Annotated in this window: 15 protein-coding genes; 7 read left to right on the top strand and 8 right to left on the bottom strand. The window is 62.7% G+C overall.

Annotated elements, in window-relative coordinates:
- The first annotated feature begins 32 nt into the window (after positions 1-32).
- From ACFQ6Y_RS03235 to ACFQ6Y_RS03260, 6 genes are read left to right on the top strand one after another with little or no spacing between them, the layout of a single operon-like run.
- Positions 33-1,592, top strand: a complete 1,560-nt coding sequence (locus ACFQ6Y_RS03235; protein ID WP_378628895.1) for a long-chain-fatty-acid--CoA ligase — start codon at positions 33-35, stop codon at positions 1,590-1,592.
- Positions 1,589-2,635 (top strand): MBL fold metallo-hydrolase, encoded by a 1,047-nt coding sequence (locus ACFQ6Y_RS03240; RefSeq protein ID WP_378628898.1) that lies wholly within the window; start codon positions 1,589-1,591, stop codon positions 2,633-2,635. The genes ACFQ6Y_RS03235 and ACFQ6Y_RS03240 overlap by 4 nt, the downstream gene beginning before the upstream one ends.
- 37 nt (positions 2,636-2,672) lie before the next feature.
- A complete protein-coding gene (locus tag ACFQ6Y_RS03245; RefSeq protein ID WP_283302961.1) occupies positions 2,673-3,434 on the top strand; it encodes a crotonase/enoyl-CoA hydratase family protein in 762 nt (253 codons plus the stop codon).
- Positions 3,431-4,243, top strand: a complete 813-nt coding sequence (locus ACFQ6Y_RS03250) for an enoyl-CoA hydratase/isomerase family protein (protein WP_378542429.1) — start codon at positions 3,431-3,433, stop codon at positions 4,241-4,243. Before ACFQ6Y_RS03245 ends, ACFQ6Y_RS03250 begins: the two co-directional genes overlap by 4 nt.
- Before the next feature lie 30 nt (positions 4,244-4,273).
- On the top strand, positions 4,274-5,176 hold the full coding sequence (locus tag ACFQ6Y_RS03255; RefSeq protein ID WP_378531376.1) for a LysR family transcriptional regulator: 903 nt from the start codon (positions 4,274-4,276) through the stop codon (positions 5,174-5,176).
- A gap of 3 nt (positions 5,177-5,179) precedes the next feature.
- Positions 5,180-6,076, top strand: coding sequence for a LysR family transcriptional regulator (locus ACFQ6Y_RS03260; RefSeq protein WP_378531378.1), 897 nt, complete (start codon positions 5,180-5,182; stop codon positions 6,074-6,076).
- Here the strand turns inward: ACFQ6Y_RS03260 and ACFQ6Y_RS03265 are convergent.
- The 5 genes from ACFQ6Y_RS03265 to ACFQ6Y_RS03285 all read right to left on the bottom strand — a co-directional run bounded on the left by ACFQ6Y_RS03265 (position 6,073) and on the right by ACFQ6Y_RS03285 (position 12,272).
- Positions 6,073-7,035, bottom strand: coding sequence for an NAD(P)H-dependent flavin oxidoreductase (locus tag ACFQ6Y_RS03265; protein WP_378531380.1), 963 nt, complete (start codon positions 7,033-7,035; stop codon positions 6,073-6,075). The two genes, ACFQ6Y_RS03260 and ACFQ6Y_RS03265, sit on opposite strands and share 4 nt — an antisense overlap.
- Entirely contained in the window at positions 7,032-8,729 is a 1,698-nt protein-coding gene (locus ACFQ6Y_RS03270) for a class I adenylate-forming enzyme family protein (RefSeq protein WP_378531382.1), read from the bottom strand. The genes ACFQ6Y_RS03265 and ACFQ6Y_RS03270 overlap by 4 nt, the downstream gene beginning before the upstream one ends.
- Positions 8,726-9,490 (bottom strand): SDR family NAD(P)-dependent oxidoreductase, encoded by a 765-nt coding sequence (locus ACFQ6Y_RS03275; RefSeq protein WP_378628900.1) that lies wholly within the window; start codon positions 9,488-9,490, stop codon positions 8,726-8,728. The genes ACFQ6Y_RS03270 and ACFQ6Y_RS03275 overlap by 4 nt, the downstream gene beginning before the upstream one ends.
- Positions 9,491-9,543: 53 nt before the next feature.
- Positions 9,544-10,674 carry a thiolase family protein gene (locus ACFQ6Y_RS03280; protein ID WP_378531386.1) on the bottom strand — a complete coding sequence of 377 codons (1,131 nt, stop codon included), beginning with the start codon at positions 10,672-10,674 and terminating at the stop codon, positions 9,544-9,546.
- 134 nt (positions 10,675-10,808) lie between these two features.
- Positions 10,809-12,272 (bottom strand): MFS transporter, encoded by a 1,464-nt coding sequence (locus tag ACFQ6Y_RS03285; protein ID WP_378628903.1) that lies wholly within the window; start codon positions 12,270-12,272, stop codon positions 10,809-10,811.
- Positions 12,273-12,467: 195 nt separating this feature from the next.
- Between ACFQ6Y_RS03285 and ACFQ6Y_RS03290 the strand changes: the two genes are divergently transcribed.
- Positions 12,468-13,625: an acyl-CoA dehydrogenase family protein gene (locus ACFQ6Y_RS03290; protein ID WP_378628905.1), complete on the top strand. Its 1,158-nt coding sequence runs from the start codon at positions 12,468-12,470 to the stop codon at positions 13,623-13,625.
- A 66-nt stretch (positions 13,626-13,691) separates the two neighbouring features.
- Here ACFQ6Y_RS03290 and ACFQ6Y_RS03295 read toward each other — a convergent pair whose 3' ends face one another.
- Genes ACFQ6Y_RS03295 through ACFQ6Y_RS03305 form a run of 3 tightly spaced genes read right to left on the bottom strand, consistent with a single transcriptional unit; the run spans position 13,692 to position 16,814 of the window.
- On the bottom strand, positions 13,692-14,912 hold the full coding sequence (locus tag ACFQ6Y_RS03295) for a CoA transferase (protein ID WP_378446868.1): 1,221 nt from the start codon (positions 14,910-14,912) through the stop codon (positions 13,692-13,694).
- Between the two features lie 31 nt (positions 14,913-14,943).
- Complete coding sequence (locus ACFQ6Y_RS03300; protein ID WP_378628908.1) at positions 14,944-15,942, bottom strand: MaoC family dehydratase; 999 nt, start codon at positions 15,940-15,942, stop codon at positions 14,944-14,946.
- Positions 15,939-16,814: an HpcH/HpaI aldolase/citrate lyase family protein gene (locus ACFQ6Y_RS03305; protein WP_378628911.1), complete on the bottom strand. Its 876-nt coding sequence runs from the start codon at positions 16,812-16,814 to the stop codon at positions 15,939-15,941. Before ACFQ6Y_RS03305 ends, ACFQ6Y_RS03300 begins: the two co-directional genes overlap by 4 nt.
- Between the last annotated feature and the right edge of the window lie 52 nt (positions 16,815-16,866).

A 16,866-nucleotide genomic window follows, 5' to 3' on the forward strand; every position in this document is an offset into this window, starting at 1 on the left:
CTCGGTGAGTACCTGGAACACAGGAGCGTGATGTGAGCGAGCTTCACCTACCCAACCGGATACGCCACTCGGCGTCGACACGGCCGTTCGATCCGGCGATCACGTGCGGCGACCGAGCTTTGACGTGGGCCGAGCTGGACGACGAGACCAATGCCTTGGCGAGTGCGTTGGCAGAAGTAACCGCGACGGGTGCTCGTGTCGGCGCGCTACTGCGGATGGGTCTCGAAGGTGCGGAAACCTTCATCGCGTGTGCGAAGGCAGGCGCTGTGTTCATTCCGTTGAACTGGCGGCTCAACCCACGCGAACTCGTTGACATCGCCGAGGACGCAGAACTCGACGTCTTGATCGTCGACGACGAGTTCGCAGTGGGCGCGGCAGCGATTTCCACAGCGTTGCCGCACATCGAGGTCATCACCGTGGGAGCCGCAGGGGGTCTGCCGGATTCGCGAACCTGGGCGGAGTTCGTGGCGTCCGGGACGGGCGTCGACCCCGGACTTGGGCACGAGCCAGACGCAGCGGTTCTGCAGCTGTACACGTCCGGGACCACCGGCCGGCCCAAGGGAGTCGTGGCCACACATCGGAATCTGTACAACGAACCCGCTGGGTTCGACGTGTACGAATTCGGTTCGAATGCAGTGGCACTCGACGCGCTGCCTCTCTTTCACATCGCCGGTGCAGGCTGGATGAGTACGTGCCTGTCCGCCGGAGTGCCTTTGGTGCTGCTCGGAGACATGGCGCCGGCTCGGGTCGCTGATGCCATCGCGACTCACCACGTCACCCACGCATTTCTGGTACCTGCGGTCATTCAGACGCTGGTAGATCTGCCCACCCTCGACAGTTTCGATCTCTCCAGCTTGCAGGTGGTCGCGTACGGGGCGTCGCCGATCACGCCGGCACTCCTCGCCCACGCGATGAACGTGTTGAACTGCAAATTCGTTCAGCGATACGGGATGACCGAGACAACGGGTTCGGTATCCGTCCTTCGCGCCTACGACCATCATGTGAGCGGGCCGCGATCGGACTTGCTCCGCTCTGCAGGAAAACCGATGATCGGCGTCGAGATCTCCATTCGAGACGTCACGACTGGTGCAGAATTGCCGCCCAACGAGTCCGGTGAGATCGTCGCGCGCAGTAGAAACAACACTCGCGGGTACTGGCGACGTGAACGTGAGACCGCCGAATTGTTCACCCACGACGGTTTTCTCCGAACGGGCGATGCCGGTCATCTGGACGACGAGGGCTATCTGTTCGTCACCGATCGTCTCAAGGACATGATCATCACCGGCGGCGAGAACGTCTATCCGATCGAGGTGGAATCCATTCTGGCCGAGCACCCTTCGGTTTCCGAGGTCGCGGTGGTCGGGGTTCCCGACACGCGCTGGGGTGAATCCGTGACCGCAGTCGTCAAACTCGTCGACGGTGCCGCGGTGCCCAGCGTCGAGGAGTTGATTGCTTTCAGCACAGCGAAGTTGGCGTCGTACAAGAAGCCTCGCCAGATCCATTTCGTGGACTCTCTACCTCGCAATGCGAGCGGGAAACTGCTCAAGTCGAGCCTGCGGACCATGCTGAACGCGAGCGGAGAAGCATCATGATCGTGACCGAAGACGTCGGCGTCGCACAACGTGAGGCGTGGGCGAACAAAGTCCTTCCACCGGTGGAGCAGGTACGGGACGGATTGTGGTCGATCCCTGTTCCCATGCCGGACAACCCTTTGCGCTACGTGCTCGTCTACGCACTCGCCCTCGACGACGGACTAGCCCTCATCGACGTCGGTTGGGATCACGAACAGTCGTGGCAGGCTCTGGTCGACGGCATAGCGTCGATCGGATACCACGTTTCCGAAGTGCGGTATGCGGCAATCACACACCTGCATCCCGATCACTTCGGCCTGGCGCCGCGCCTTCGGCAGGTCAGCGGTGCAACGCTGGCGATGCACATGGCCGACGCGACGCTTCTCGGATACCACGGCCCCGAGCAGACTCGCAACGACATCAGTGGTTGGAACTTGCAGTTGTCCGAACTCGGCGCGCCGGCGGAAGTGCTCGACGCCTCTCGGGTCGACCTGGTGCGGTTCGCTGAGCACGAATCCATCGACGTTGTTCTGGGCGATGGGGATTCACTCGACCTACCAGGATGGAATCTTCGCGCCCAGTGGACGCCCGGCCACACCCCTGGACATCTCTGCTTCGTGGAAGAGGACCGGGGGTTGTTGTTCAGCGGCGATCACATGTTGCCGAGGATCAGCCCGAACATCTCCACGATTCCCGGTGAACTCGAGAACCCGCTCCATCGTTATCTGCTCTCGCTCGAGGCGACGACAACCCTGGGTGAATGCGAAGTCCTTCCGGCACACGAATATCGATTCCGGGGGATCGCTGATCGTGCACGTCAATTGATGGGGCACCACGAGGAAAGATTGGCGGAAATTGTGGAGGCGGTGCAGGCCGAGCCCGAGTCCACGGCCTGGGACCTCTCGCGCACGATTTCTTGGTCTCGCCCGTTCGATCAGATGTCGCCGCGGCTACTTCGCCTGGCAGTCCGCGAAACACATGCTCATCTTGTTGTTTTGGCCAAGCGGGAGATCGTGACACCGTCCGGCGGCACGCCCGTGCGATGGAGCCTCCGCGCTCAGTGACCTTTCAAAAATCTCATCACGGAAGTAGGAACCGAACATGAGCGTCGTGCTCACCGACTTCGCCGACGGCATTGCCGTCATCACACTCAATCGTCCCGAGGCCAAGAACGCGGTCAACCTGGAACTCGCGAAGGCCTTGGCGGCCGCGATCGACGAGTTCGAGGAACGGTCCGATCTCACCATCGGAATTCTGACCGGGGCTGGTGGAACCTTCTGCGCAGGTATGGATCTCAAGGGATTCGCACGCGGCGAACGACCATCGCTGCCCGGTCGTGGGTTCGCCGGTTTGACCGAAGCTCCGCCGTCGAAGCCGCTGATCGCAGCCGTCGAGGGTTGGGCACTCGCCGGCGGTTGTGAACTGGCGTTGGCAGCGGATCTGATCGTGGCATCCTCCGACGCGAAATTCGGCTTACCCGAAGTGAAGCGGGGGCTTGCTGCGGCCGCCGGTGGCCTTCTGCGTCTGCCCAAGATTCTCCCGTATCAGCTCGCCATGGAGATCGCTATCACGGGTGACCCACTCAGTGCCGCCGTGGCGCATCATCACGGGCTGGTCAATCGACTCGCCGAACCGGGACAGGCTCTGGCTGTCGCACGCGAGCTGGCGGCACGAGTAGCGGCAAACGGTCCGCTGGCTGTGCGCGCGACGAAGCAGGTGCTGGCAATGTCCGCCAAGTACACCGATCCGGATGCCTTTGTCGCGCAACGCGAATTCATCGATCCAGTCTTCGCATCTCGGGATGCCAAGGAAGGTGCCACCGCATTCGCCGAGAAGCGCTCTCCCGTGTGGAGTGGTTCATGAGTGCCGAAACCGTCGAGCGCGCGGCCGTAAGCATCGAACGCACGGGCGCTGTCGCAACGATCGTTCTCGATCGACCGCATCGCCGCAACGCGCTCGATCTTGACGCCTGGATCGCGCTCCGTGAAGCGGTCCTCGAACTTCAGGAGGACTCGCAGATTCGCTCGGTGATCCTGACTGGCGCGGGTGGCACCTTCTGCGCGGGTTCCGATCTGGACAAACGCGGCTCGTCGCATCCGCTCGATCGGATGCGCGTCATCAACGCAACGGCAGCTGCCCTGGGTGAGTTTCCCAAGCCTCTGGTGGCAAAGGTCGACGGGTTTGCCGTCGGAGCCGGATGGAACATGGCGTTACTCTGCGACTTCGTCGTGGCAGCCAAAGGCGCGAAGTTCAGCCAGATCTTTGCCAAACGCGGGTTGTCGGTCGACTTCGGGGGTTCGTGGATCCTGCCGAGACTGGTCGGACTCCAGCAAGCCAAGCGACTGGTGATGCTTGCCGAGACGATCGACGCTCAGGAAGCCTACGAACTCGGACTGGTGACCTATCTGGTCGAACCGGCCGAACTGGACGAACACGCGTCGACACTGGCGCTACGGCTCGCCGACGGTCCGCCTGCTGCATTGAGTCAGTCTGCGGCCATGCTCGAACATCACACTTCGCTCTCGTTGCGGGAAGCACTCGACAACGAGGCAAAGGCGCAAGCCGTCAATTTCGCGACGGACGCTACCGACGCGGTTCGTGCCTTCGTGGAAAAGCGGGATCCGATCTTCACCGGAGAGTGGGCGGTACCAGGGGTAACTCGCGTGGAGTGAGCGACAGATCGCTGGTCGTATGATGAGTGAGTGGACCTGCACTTTGTCACCTACTTCGTCGCTGTTGTCGACCACGGTGGGATAACGAAGGCCGCTCAGGCTCTCTACATTTCGCAGCCGTCACTTTCACAGGCAATTCGTACGCTCGAGCGTCGACTCGGCGCCACGCTGTTCGACCGGACGGGTAGACGGTTGGTTCTCACCGATGCCGGACGAACTTTCGATCTCGCGGCCAGGCGAATACTTGCCGACGTCGAGCGCGCGAAGGCCAAGGTGACCGCCGTTCGCGAACTCGAGTTCGGCCGTGTGGACGTCGTCTCGTACTCGGCGTTCTCGATCGATCCGATGGTCGAGTTGGTCCGTCGATTCCGGGCCAACTTCCCGAAGATCGTCGTGCGCGTTCTCGACACGTACGGCCCGGCCGGGGTGGACAACGCGTTGCGGCGCGGATCGGCCGAGGTCGGTGTCACCGATCTGAGTATCGGGTACGAAGGATTGGTCACGGCTCCGATCGTCACTCAGGAGTTGGTGCTCGCCACGCACGCGTCGTTGTCCGGCCGCTTGGTGGCGCCGTTGATCGATCCGGTTCCTCGAGCGCTACTGCACACTTTGCCTCTCGTCGTCGACCTCGGTGACCAATCGAACCAGTTTCGTGGTTTGCTCAGCGAAGGCGCCGAGAACGTCGTCGTGGATTGTGTCCATCCGGTCACGACGTGGGACCTGGTCCGTCGCGGAATCGGCGCCACCGTTGTTCCGAGAAAGGTTGCACAACAGCAGATGTCCGATGTGTGTGCCTTCTCGTTCGATCCGCCGCTTCGGCGCGACGTCGGCATCGTCTACCGCTCGGGCGAGCAATCGCCGGCCGCTGCAGCGCTCATCGCGACGGCTGCCGAGATGGCCGCGACGTACTCTTCATCCTCTGGGAAGGACTGAGCGGTGGAATTTCGACAGATGGAGTACTTCCTCGCGGTGGTCGAGAACAAGGGAATCAACGGCGCTGCAGCGGCTTTGGGTGTTGCTCAGCCGACGGTGTCCCAGGCGTTGCGCGGGTTGGAACGTGAACTGGGAGTGAGGCTTTTCCACCGGATCGGGCGCGGAATGGTGCTCAGTGCAGCCGGTCGCAGCTTGGTCGGCCCGAGTCGACAGGTTCTGCGAGACGTTGCAGCCGCGGCGGAACAATTGACGGCATCCGACGGTGCGATTGTCGGTCGACTCGACATCATGGCTTTTCCTGCTCTGACCTCCGGGACGATCGTCGATCTGATCGCGGAGTTCTGTCGACGGTATCCGCAAGCGCGAGTCAGATTTTCGGAACTCGAGCGGGAGGACAATCTGGAAAGTCTCATCCGGGACGGTCACTGCGAATTCGCGGTGGCACATCTGCCGCTCGAGGCCGGCGAAGGGCTCGAGATCGTAGAATTGGGGGAGCAGGAGTACCGCCTGGTCTACCCGGCGGGAACTGATCTACCCGAGGGGCCGGTACGCCTTTCGGAAATGCCGGACATTCCCATGGTATTCGTTCCTCGCGGGGCGGCGATGGGTGACGCGATCGAAGATTCGATCCGAAAGGCCGGTACGAGAACGGAACTCGCAGTGGTCACGGAGCAGCGGGAGTCGCGGCTACCGATGGTCATCGCTGGGCTCGGCGGTTCGTTGGTCGAGCGCTCGGTGGCGAAATCGATGCCAGGTCAGGTGGTGGAGCGAGCCTGCGAGCCGAGATTCCTTCGTGCGTACGGTCTCGCCTTCGACCCCTCGACTTTGTCGCCGGTGGGACAGGCATTCGTGAGCTTGGTCCACGAATACCTGTCCGACGACTATCTGTCGCAGCCCTAGCGTCGGCAGATACGCTCGCGGGCCGCCTCGTACTCGGATGCGAGACGCTCGACCACTGCATGCGTCGGAAGAACTGCGTCGACCGAACCGATTCCCTGGCCCGCGCCCCAGATGTCGCGCCAGGCCTTGGTGTCGGTATCGGTGGTCGCGAAACTCATTGCGGAAGGATCGGATTCGGCCAAGTTTTCCGGGTCCAAACCGGCGGCAACGATGCTGCCACGCAGGTAGTTCCCGTGTACGCCGGTGAACAGATTGGAGTACACGATGTCCGAAGCGCCGGAGTCGACGATCATCTCCTTGTACGCCGGATCGGCGTTGGCCTCTTCCGTAGCGATGAAAGCCGAACCGACATAAGCCAGGTCGGCACCGGCCGCGAGTGCAGCAAGAATCGAATCACCGTGAGCGATGGCACCCGACAGCAGTAGCGGACCGGCGAACCACTCACGAATCTCCCGAATCAGGGCGAACGGCGACTGTCTACCGGCATGTCCGCCTGCCCCGGCGGCGACCGCGATCAGCCCGTCCGCGCCCTTCTCGATCGCCTTGCGTGCAAAGCGGTTGTCGATGACGTCATGGAGAACGATTCCGCCGTACGCATGTACCGCATCGTTGATGTCCGTGCGTGCACCGAGCGAGGTGATGACGATCGGGACCTCGAACTCGGCGATGGTGGCAAGGTCCTCTTCCAGGCGGTTGTTGGACCGATGGACGATGAGGTTGACCGCAAATGGTGCGGAGGGCTTCTCCGGGTGTTCACGATCATGCTCCTCGCGCGCCACCGTGATCAGCTTGAGCCAATCCCGAAGCGCTGACTGCGGACGGGCATTCAGGGCCGGGAAAGACCCGATGATCCCGGACGTGCACTGCGCGATGACGAGGTCAGGCGTCGAGATGATGAACATCGGTGACGCGAGAACTGGTACCCGCAGTTGCGACGTCAGATCTGCGAAGGTCGTCATTTGGAACCTGCCTTGTCGACCGACTCGAGAAGCCTCGACCGGAGATCGGTTTTGAGCACCTTGCCGGCGGCGGACGTCGGGAGTAGCTCTACCTCGACGACATCGCGAATCTTCTTGTACGGCAGCACTTGCTCGGCGACAAACGCCTTGATCTGCTCGGCGTCGAACTCGGCGCCCGGAATCATCACCACGAAGGCGACGGGTTCTTGACCGTTGCTCCCCACTTCGCGGCCGACGACCGCGGCAGTCGAGATTGCCGGATGCGAGACCAGAATCTCTTCGAGTTCACGCGGATAGACGTTGTACCCCTTGTAGATGAGCATGTCCTTGGCCCGGTCACAGATGAAGAGGTATCCGTCCGAGTCCACGTACGCGATGTCGCCCGTGTCCAACCAGCCGTCGACGAACTGTTCTGCGGTGGTTTCCGGATGTCCGAGATAGCCGTCGGTGACCTGAGGTCCACGTACCCACAGTTCGCCGCGTTCGTTCTCGCCCAGAACAGTCTTCCGGTCGAGTTGATCGCGAATCTGTATCTCGGTGTCGAAGATCGGGAGGCCGACGCTGCTCTGACGGTATTGCGAGCCGTTGATCAGCGGTGCGGCCGTGACCACACAAGTGGCTTCCGTCAGTCCGTATCCCTCGACGACCAGCGCTTTGGGAAATGCGCGGCGGAGCGCAGCGAGCGTGACGCTGTCGATCGGGGCAGCGCCGGAGGACACGACACACACGCTGTCGGTGTTACGCACCGTAGCGTCGGGATGAACCGACAGTGCGTGCCACATGGCGGGAGACCCGGTGAGGTAGGTGGCGCCGTGCTTTTCGATCAGCTCGAGCATCCGGCCGGGTTCGAACCGGCCGGCAAATACCTGAGTGAGCCCGGAAATCAACAGGAACGACGTGTTGAGCAACGAATGTGCGTGGAAGAGAGGTGAGACCACGATGGTCGCACCGGTTCCCGGCGTCGGACCGAGCACGTCGAGGCCGTCGATGCGTCGTGGCGTGACCAGACCGTCGGCACCTGCCTCCAATTCGTGCCCGGTCCGCCAACCACACATCTGCGTGATGTTGCCGACGACGTTGCGGTGAAGAACGCGAACACCTTTGGACACCCCGGTGGTTCCGCCCGTGAACGCGATGTGCGCGATGTCGTCGCTACGGACGGTGGCAGGGGTGAATTCGGTGGGTAGGTCCGCGATGAAGGCGTCGAACGCGACGACCGACTCCGGTGCGTCGAGCGCGCCCTCGGTGTCCTGGACCATCACGATCGTACGTATGGTGGTTCCTGCAGAAGCCGCCAGAAGGACGTGCAGCTGCGAACTCTGAGTGACCGCAGCAACGGCGGACGTCTCTTCGATCTGCTTGCGTAGGCCGAGTTCTGGCTGCAGCGGATTGACCAACGTAACGGTCGCTCCGGCTTGCAGGCAGCCGTAGTAGGCCTGGAGGAACTCGACGCAGTTCCCGAGGTGCATCAACACCACGTCACCGACGCCCACTCCGGCTTGCCGCAATGCACCGGCGAATTGTGCACTGCGCTGGCCGAGTTCGCGGAAGGTGCACGCGCGCTCTCCGTCCACGACGGCGAGGCGATCACCGTACAGTGACGCCATGCTGGGTGCCCAGTAGGCCATCGTGGTATCCGGGTAGTGCATGTTGTGGCGCAGTTGTGGATTGGCGATCACGCTGGCGCCCGTCACCGGGGAGCCATCCGGATAGCGCCGTCGAGCCTGATGGTTTCGCCGTTGAGATAGCCGTTCTCGAGTATCGAGACGGCCAGCTGACCGAACTCGTCGGGGCGACCCAACCTTGAAGGGTTGGGAACCGAGGCTTCGAGGGCGGTGCGCACGTCTTCGCGCAGGCGCGCCAGCAAGGGAGTGTCCATGATGCCAGGAGCGATGGTGTTGACGCGGATTCCTCGGCTGGCGAGATCGCGAGCAGCGGTGACCGTCATACCGACGATGCCGGCTTTGGATGCCGTGTAATTGATCTGACCGATCTGACCTTCGAATGCCGCGACCGACGCCGTCATGACGATGGCACCTCGCTCACCGTCCACGGCGTCGAGTTCGGCCATCCGCTCGGCGCCGAGTCGGAGTGCGTTGAACGAACCGACCAGATTCAGTTTGACGACGAACTCGAAATCCTCGACCGATCCGGCTTTCCCGTCCTTGTCGAGAATGCGCATACGACGCCCGGCGCCCGCGCAGTGGACGACGCCACGCAGTCCGCCGCGCTCGTGCGCCGCGTCGAGTGCTTCCGCGAATTGTTCGCTGTCGGTGACGTCGGCCGCGGCGAATTGTGCGGCAGCTCCGAGATCGGCCGCCACCTGCTTACCGTCGGAGGAAGGCAGATCGATCAACGTGACCTGCGCCCCGGCGTCGAGCAGTCGTCGAGCGGTGGCCAGGCCGAGACCTGAAGCGCCGCCGGTGATCGCGGTGGAAAGTCCCTCGAGTTTCATGAATCAATTCTTCTTTCCTGCTGGATGACGTGTGACCCGAAAGCGTTGTCGGGTCAGATCAATTCGAGAATGGTCGCATTGGCCATGCCGCCGGCCTCACACATCGACTGGAGTCCGTAGCGAATTCCCTGATCGCGCATGTGATGTGCCAGGCGAGTCATCAAGATCGCGCCCGATCCGCCGAGTGGGTGCCCGACCGCGATCGCGCCGCCGAGCGGATTCACACGATCTACGGCCGCGCCGGTTTCGGCCTGCCAGGCAAGCGGGACGGGCGCGAATGCCTCGTTGATTTCGAAGGCGCCGATGTCGTCGATAGACAAGCCGGAGCGATCCAATGCCTTTGCGGTGGCGGCAATCGGACCGGTGAGCATGATGACCGGGTCATCGGCCGCGACCACTGCGGTGTGGATACGGACGAGAGGCTTCCACCCGCGTGCCCGGGCGTACTCACTGGTCGTGACGAGTGTGGCGCCCGCTCCGTCGGAAATCTGAGAAGAGTTGCCGGCGTGGATGACTCCGTCGGCGTCGAAGGCCGGGGGCAGCTTCGCGAGCGACTCCAGACTTCCGCCTCGCCGAATGCCTTCGTCTTGGGACAAGCCGGCGATCGGAGCGATCTGCCCGGTGAACGCACCTGCATCGGTGGCGGTGGCCGCGAGTTCGTGTGAGCGAAGTGCGTATTCGTCCAGAGCCGTTCGTGTGAGCGCCCATTTCCGGGCCATCATCTCGGCGCCGGTTCCCTGGCTGAAACTGTCCACCCCGAAGCGTTCGAGTACCGAAGCGGGGAAGTGCTCACCGTTTTTGCTGGCGGTCCCCATCGGTACTCGCGACATCGATTCGACGCCTCCGGCTACGACCACGTCGTTCTGGCCGGAGATGACGGTGGCCGCAGCGAAGGACACTGCCTGCTGGCTCGATCCACAGGCTCGGGTCAGCGTGACACCGGGAACGCTGTCGGGCCAGCCGGCGGCGAGTGCCGCTGTGCGGGCGATGCTTCCAGCCTGCTCACCCACCTGACTGACGCATCCCCAGATCACGTCGTCGACCGTCGCCGCGTCGAGTCCGGTCCGTTCAGCGAGCGCACGCAGTACATGTGCGGACAGCTCGGCCGGATGGATCTCCGAGAGGGCGCGGCCGCGACGGCCGATCGGTGTACGTACTGCGTCGACGATGACGGCATCTCGCATGTATCTCTCCTGCTGTTCGTGCCCGGTGTTGCGACGGTGCGGTTGGGGCGTTACTCGAGTCGATCACGAGCGGGACAACCCGGCAATGTCTTTCGGTGAATGGCTGTGTTAGCGAATGGCTATACGTGGAGTGCTCAGCCGCGGATGAGCTTGCGGTCGCGTTCGGGGTTGGCGAAGACGAGGACCAGAACCGCGGCGACGACTCCGATGATGCCGATTGCCTGGAAGGACTGGGCGTAGCCATCGGCCGGTGTTGCAGCGTTGTCCACGATGACTCCCGTTGCGTAGGGAGCAATCAGGCCGCCGATCGACATGATGGCGAGGAAGAATCCCATCGTTCCGGCAGTCTGCTGCGGCGGGCACAGTTCGGAGATCGCAGCGTTGATGAGCGGGAAGGTGATTGCCGAGAATCCGTAGCCGATCGAGACCATGGCGACGGCGACGATGGGAGTGGAGATCTGAGGCAGGAACAGGAGGATCGATCCGCAGATCAGAACGCCGACACAGGGGACGATGACACGAACCGTGCGAGAGGTGTAGCCGCGGCCGATCAACTTGTCCGTGACCGAACCGGAGGTGATCATGAGAACCAGACCGACGATCGAGGGCAGCGCGAACATCGAACCGGCTTGCATCGCACTGTATCCGAGGCCGACCTCGAAGTACGACGGCAGCCAGGTGAGAACGACGGTGGTCAGCGCGTAGATGGTGGCGATGAGGAAGCAGCAGCTGATGAAGGTGCGGGAGAGCAGGATCTTGCGCCAAGGAACGTTGGGCTCGGTGACTGCCTTCGTTGCTGTCCCGGCTACCTCGCTTGCTTCTGTATCTGCATTCTTGGTCGCCTTGACGGCCTTGCTCGTGTACGGGCCCTCGGACCAACCGGCCAGCCAGCAACCCATCCACACGAGTCCGAGGACGGAGAGCGAGAGAACCGCTGCACGCCAGCCGTAATGAACGGCGATGAAGGTCAGTACCGGTGCGAGGGCGATCTTTGCGACAGAGGCGGATCCGGCGAGCATTGCGCCGGGAAGGCCGCGCTTGGCCGGCGGGTGCCACGAGTACGCGGCGGTGTGCATCAGTGCCGAGCTGGGACCCTCGGCGAATCCGAGGAGCATGCGCGAGACGATCAACATCGCGAGGCTGGCGCCGAGAACGAGGGGAAGCATGACCACGGACCAGATGGCGGCCAGGATCAACAGCGCCCAACGTAGGGTCAGATACTTGTTGAGCGGTCCGGCGAGGAATCCGCCGATGCAGAACATCAGGAAGAAGAGCGAGCCGACCATGCCGATTTGCGACGACTTCAGTCCGAGCTCACGAGCGAGGGGCTGAGCGATGATGCCGAGGACTGCCTTGTCCGCGTAGTTGACGATGTAGAGGAAGACGACGAGCCCGGTCATCGTCCACGCACGCTTGCGGGTACCGAAGACAGGGACTGCTGACGAATCTGGCGTTGCTGTTGCTTCGGGCTGGACGTCGTTACGCTGTGGCGCGATGGGGGTCACGTGGCGTCCCTTCGAGACTGGTGGGCGGATGCGATCGTGCTCGAAGCGCGGCCTCGAAGCGATCGATGGTGTTGTAATTGCCGGCTGACCCATTCAACGTGTTCTGGATCACTTTGAGCAATGTCGCGTCGATGATCGGAACGATAGCGGTTGCCTATGTATCGCAGGTCAGGCCATATTGGTACGCCCTATCGGAGCCATAGCCGATGAGTGTTGGATCGGATGCGGAACAGTGAGGCAAGGTGAGATCAGGATCACCCTGTCCCCTTGACCGACTGGAGTTCATACATGCAGCGAACCGTGTTCAACGAGGATCACGAGGCATTCCGGGCTACCGTCCGCGATTTCATCGCGAAGGAAGTCACCCCCGTCCACGAGAAGTGGGAAGAGGACGGTTATCCGCCCCGTGACTTCTACCGGCGGCTGGGAGAGCTGGGCGTACTCGGCATTCAAGTCCCGGAGGAGTACGGCGGAGGCGGTGAGAAGTCGCTCAAGTTCAACGTCGTCGTCGCCGAGGAAGTTGCTGCCGCCGGGGCGTCCTTCGGCTCGCAGTCGGTGCATACCAACCTGATCCTGCCCTACCTGCTCGAGTATGCGAACGACGAGCAGAAGAGCCGCTGGTTGCCGGGCTTCGCTTCGGGAGATCTGATGTTCGCGATTGCGATGACCGAACCGGGGACGGGTTCGGATCTGGCGAACATCGCGACGACGGCCAAGCTGTCCGAGGACGGTACGCATTACGTTGTCAATGGTTCGAAGACGTTCATCACCGGCGGGGTACTTGCCGATCGCGTCCTGGTTGTGTGCCGCACCGCGCCCAGCACGGCGGAGAACCGACGCACTGGTTTGTCGATTCTGGTGATCGATACGTCGTCACCCGGATACTCGGTGGGGCGCAAGATCAACAAGATCGGGCTCAAGACCTCCGACACTGCGGAGCTTTCGTTTGTCGACGTACAGGTGCCCGTCGAGGACCGACTCGGAGAAGAAGGTGACGGGTTCAGCTATCTGACTCACAACCTGGCTCAGGAGCGGTTGACCATCGCGTTCGGAGCAGCGGCCACCGCGAGCGCCGCGCTTCGCTTTGCGATCGACTACGTCAAGGACCGCAAGGTGTTCGGCAAGCCCGTCGCGGCATTCCAGAACACCAAATTCGTTCTGGCCGAATGTGCTACCGAGGTCGATGCCATCCAGCTGGTGTCCGACAACGCACTTGAATGCCATGACCGCGGCACGCTGACGATTCCCGACGCAGCGAAGGCGAAACTGTTCTGCACCGAGGCGGCAAGTCGAGTGATCGACAAGTGCCTTCAACTGCACGGCGGATACGGCTACATCACCGAGTACCCCATCGCACGTCTGTACGCAGACACACGTGTCACGCGAATCTACGGTGGCACAAGCGAAGTCATGAAGACCATCATCGCGAAAGATCTTGGTCTCTGAATTGCAAGCGACAAACTTTCGGCCTCGGAACGATGTTCCGAGGCCGAAAGTATTTTCGTGGGTGGGTCAGTTCGCCGGAACCCCGACGACGCCGTCCGCGATCAGCGTCGAGGCGTGATCGGCGTTGGTTCCGAGGATGTCGGCGAGAACCGCGATCGAGTCGCCGCCGACCTCGGAGGCGGGTCCGGTGCCCAGGTGCGCGCCGTCGAACGAGGCGGGGTTGGCGGCAGCCAGATAGCGTCCGATTCGAGGTTGATCGAGTGCGGAGAACATCGGGTTGTTCTCGAGTTCACCCGATTTCACAACCTCTTCGAAACTGCGGTACCTCTCGAACAGAACTGACGATGTGTCCAGCGCTGCAGCGATCTCGGCGCCGCTGTGTTCCCGGAACCAGTGTGAGAACAGGGCAGTCAGCACCTCTCGATGACGGTAGCGGTCCGCTTCGGTGGAGAAGTCCGCTCCGAGTGCGGTTTCGACGGCGTCGACAGCCGCCGTGGTGCCGGTGACCGACGCAAGGTCGCGGAAATGGCGAGTAGTGAGGGCGACGATCATGAACCGTTCGTCGTCACTGGAGACGAAATCGATTCCGTACGTGCCGTAGACGGCGTTGCCACCGGACTCACGACTGCGGCCGTTCACCTGCACTTCGGTGAGGTAGCCGAGAGTTCCTGCGGTGGCCAACGCGACGTCTTCGAGCGGGAGCGTGATCCGAGATCCATGTCCGGTCGAGTCACGTTGGCGCACTGCGGCAGTGATCGACAGGGCGGCGTAGAGCCCGCATGCGACGTCCCAGGCAGGCAAGGCGTGATTGACAACACCGGCGTAGTCCGCGGGGCCGGTGATCTGTGGAAATCCCAACGCGGCGTTGACCGTGTAGTCGACTCCGGGGCTGCCGTCGCGGCGCCCGAGGATCTCGAGAGTGATGACGTCGCTGCGCAACTGGGCCAGGGAGTCGTGGCTCATCCAGTTGCGGCCGCCGGCATTGGTGACCAGGATTCCGCCGCCAGGTCCCGGAGCCGTGACCAGTTGGCGAATCAGTTCCTGGCCGCGCTCGGCACGCATGTCCACCGAGAGTGAGCGTTTGCCCTTGTTGAGCCCGGTCCAGTAGATGCTTTCACCCTCGGCCGTCACCGGCCATCGGTTGTAGTCGGAGGCTCCTCCGATCGGATCGATCCGGATCACGTCGGCACCGAGTTGTGAGAGAGTCAGCCCGCACAGGGGTGCGGCGACAAAGCTCGAGACCTCGACGATGCGAAGCCCGGACAGCGGGCCGGGGGTCTGAGTCATCTGTGTTCCTCCGGGGTAGAAGAGTGTGCGCTCATGCCATCAACACGGTGAAACGCCAGTCGAGGACCGGAGTTTGTGTTGCAGAAGCATTGTGGGAGAACACGAGTGAACGCAGCTGCACTGCGGTTCCGTGTTCGAGGGGCGACGAACCTTCGACGTGCAGTTCGCTCGAGAGGGTATCGCCCTCGTGAACGGGTCCGGCGTGATCGCACGAGTGCCACCCCAGCACTGTCACCACGTTCGGCAGTGCGCGAGTTGCCTGGGCGAGAGCAATCCCGATGGTGTGGCCGCCGTAGACGAGGCGACCGTGAGTGCCGACGCGCTCGTCGTGATGCGTTGCTGCGATGTTCAAGCTCAGGCGGGCAAGTTCGGGGGCGCTCGAGACGACGTCGCCGCTGCTACGGAACACGGAGCCCACCAAACCTGATTCGAAGTGCTTGCCGGGCACCCGCTCTCGATATGTGTCGAGGTCCCAGCCACTTGGTGAGACGTACGGAGCCGGTTCGAGCGGACCGATCGCACCGAGGTCGTCGGCGTGGCGGGTTCTCGTCTCGATCGGGTCGGGGCTCAGCGGGAGCATGGCGCAGCGGTAGAAGTCGAGGACCGTGTTGCCGTTCTGGTCAGCGGACGTCATCCGTAGCGCCGCAAGTCCGGTGGCGGCGCGTCTCGGCTTGGCCGAGTTCTCTCGTAGACCGACCACTTCGGTCCGTGTGTACAGGGTGTCGCCGAGCACGGGGAAGCGATGGAATCGCAGTCCACGGTAGAAGAGGTTCGCCTTGACGTGGTGAGTGACCACGGTGGACTGACCGATGGCAATGTCGGTGACCAGTCCTGGATTCGCCACTGGTGCAGCAGAACCCGTGACGCTCGACGACAAGTGTGCGTCGAGGGGCAGGCGCATGCGGTCGCCGAGAATTGCCTGATGTGCGGCGGCGAGTCCACTGGTCAACGTCACCGCGGGGGCTTCGTCGAAGATCTGTCCGTGGGTCAGCTCGTCGAAGTACGGTCCTCCTACGTAGTGCTCGCTCATACGGAGACTCCTTCAGCTCGGGCAAGCGTACGACGCGCTGCCACGGCCACAGCTTCGTCGAGCATCTGACCGTCGAGTTGGGCGGCGCCCGAACCCAGGGTCTCGGCTTCTTCGAGTGCGGTCAATACCCGCCGGGCCTCACTGACTGTGTCCTCCGAAGGGGTGAATGCGCCAGTGGCCGAGTCGATCTGCGCCGGATGGATGACCCATTTGCCGTCGAATCCGAGAGCGCTGGTCCAGTGCGCAGCGCGCCGGAAGGCGTCGTCGTCGGCGATACCGAGGAAGGGCCCGTCGATTGCTGCGATGCCGGCCGCACGGCAGGCGATCAGGATTCTGTCCTGGACGGCAAGCCAGTGTTCCGGCAGCGCCGAGCGCGAGCGACCTAGTGCTGCACCGAGATCGGCGTATCCGATGATCGCGCCCTGGAGGCGAGGAGTCGCGCGGGCGATGGAGTCGGCATTCTGGACGCCGAGCGGAGTTTCGATCAGTGCTTGCAAGGTGGTGTGGTGCCCGCCTGCAGTCGCGAGGATCTGTTCGGCCTCGAGCAGTTCGTCGGACGACTCGACCTTCGGGACGATCACGCTGTTCAGTGATTCTCCGAGGGTGCCGCAGGCGATCAGGTCGTCGCGGGCCCACGGCGTTGCCAGGCCGTTGATCCTCACCGAGATGGTGCGCGTCGCACCGAACTCCTGCACCAGCGCGGTGACGAGGGCCCGCGCCAGGTCCTTGTTTGCCGAAGTGACGGCATCCTCGAGGTCGAGAATCACCTCGTCTGCGCTCGATGCGATGGCTTTGCGCGCCTTGCGCTCGTCCGAACCCGGTGCGACCAGGGACGCGCGGCGTCTGGTCGAGCGGTAGTGGTTCTCGTCCATGTGTGTCGATTACCTCGATCTGGGGTTCAAATGTACGGCCAGTTGTGAAAGT

This window comes from Rhodococcus sp. NPDC056516 (genome assembly GCF_042794655.1).
GTDB lineage: Bacteria > Actinomycetota > Actinomycetes > Mycobacteriales > Mycobacteriaceae > Rhodococcus_F.

What these genes read in the sequence shown, in the direction of transcription:
- ACFQ6Y_RS03250 (WP_378542429.1), top strand. Translation starts at nt 3,431, where the DNA reads ATGAGTGCCGAAACCGTCGAGCGCGCGGCCGTAAGCATCGAACGCACG.
- ACFQ6Y_RS03285 (WP_378628903.1), bottom strand. Translation starts at nt 12,272, where the DNA reads ATGGGTCAGCCGGCAATTACAACACCATCGATCGCTTCGAGGCCGCGC.
- ACFQ6Y_RS03300 (WP_378628908.1), bottom strand. Translation starts at nt 15,942, where the DNA reads ATGAGCGAGCACTACGTAGGAGGACCGTACTTCGACGAGCTGACCCAC.
- ACFQ6Y_RS03240 (WP_378628898.1), top strand. Translation starts at nt 1,589, where the DNA reads ATGATCGTGACCGAAGACGTCGGCGTCGCACAACGTGAGGCGTGGGCG.
- ACFQ6Y_RS03305 (WP_378628911.1), bottom strand. Translation starts at nt 16,814, where the DNA reads ATGGACGAGAACCACTACCGCTCGACCAGACGCCGCGCGTCCCTGGTC.
- ACFQ6Y_RS03280 (WP_378531386.1), bottom strand. Translation starts at nt 10,674, where the DNA reads ATGCGAGATGCCGTCATCGTCGACGCAGTACGTACACCGATCGGCCGT.
- ACFQ6Y_RS03290 (WP_378628905.1), top strand. Translation starts at nt 12,468, where the DNA reads ATGCAGCGAACCGTGTTCAACGAGGATCACGAGGCATTCCGGGCTACC.
- ACFQ6Y_RS03295 (WP_378446868.1), bottom strand. Translation starts at nt 14,912, where the DNA reads ATGACTCAGACCCCCGGCCCGCTGTCCGGGCTTCGCATCGTCGAGGTC.
- ACFQ6Y_RS03275 (WP_378628900.1), bottom strand. Translation starts at nt 9,490, where the DNA reads ATGAAACTCGAGGGACTTTCCACCGCGATCACCGGCGGCGCTTCAGGT.
- ACFQ6Y_RS03245 (WP_283302961.1), top strand. Translation starts at nt 2,673, where the DNA reads ATGAGCGTCGTGCTCACCGACTTCGCCGACGGCATTGCCGTCATCACA.
- ACFQ6Y_RS03265 (WP_378531380.1), bottom strand. Translation starts at nt 7,035, where the DNA reads ATGACGACCTTCGCAGATCTGACGTCGCAACTGCGGGTACCAGTTCTC.